1 protein-coding gene is annotated in these 492 nt (G+C 65.7%); it reads right to left on the reverse strand.

The genetic code is table 11. From position 1 onward, the window contains the following. Window positions 1-119: 119 nt before the first annotated feature. Window positions 120-492 (reverse strand): metal-dependent hydrolase (locus DVK07_RS21335; protein WP_233565623.1); only part of this gene is annotated, 373 nt, incomplete at its 5' end.

Raw genomic sequence — 492 nt, forward strand, 5'->3', positions numbered from 1 at the left:
CAGTACGATCGACCTCGAGGACACTGAGGACTTCTACCACGACGAGATCACCCCGACCCGGACCGTAATCGCCGACTGACACGCATAACCGTCCCGATGCCGGGCGTTCCGTCGTATACCTACAGCCCGAGTGCGACGATGGTGAGGCCGAGCCCGGGCGACACCAGCGCCGCCGGCTCCAACTCGAGGAAGAACCCGATGATGGTGTAATCCAACTCGTCCGGATACTGATACACGGGCGTGATCGGCCAGAGCAGCGACCCGAGGTTCGCCCACTCGCCGGCCAGTGCGGCGGGGAACACGTCCGTGAGGACATGCGACAGGTACGCGCCGAAGAAGGTGCTCACCTCCAATCGCCGGTCGTACCGCGCCGCGATCGCCCACGCGATCGCCGCGAGGACCGCGAGGAACAAAAGCGAGTGCGCGAGGCTCCGCTCGGAGGGGATGAGGCCGAACCGCTGGGCGAGCGGTTTGTCGACGAGGTTAGGGAGC

This window comes from Halorubrum sp. Atlit-26R (assembly GCF_003666015.1).
GTDB lineage: Archaea > Halobacteriota > Halobacteria > Halobacteriales > Haloferacaceae > Halorubrum.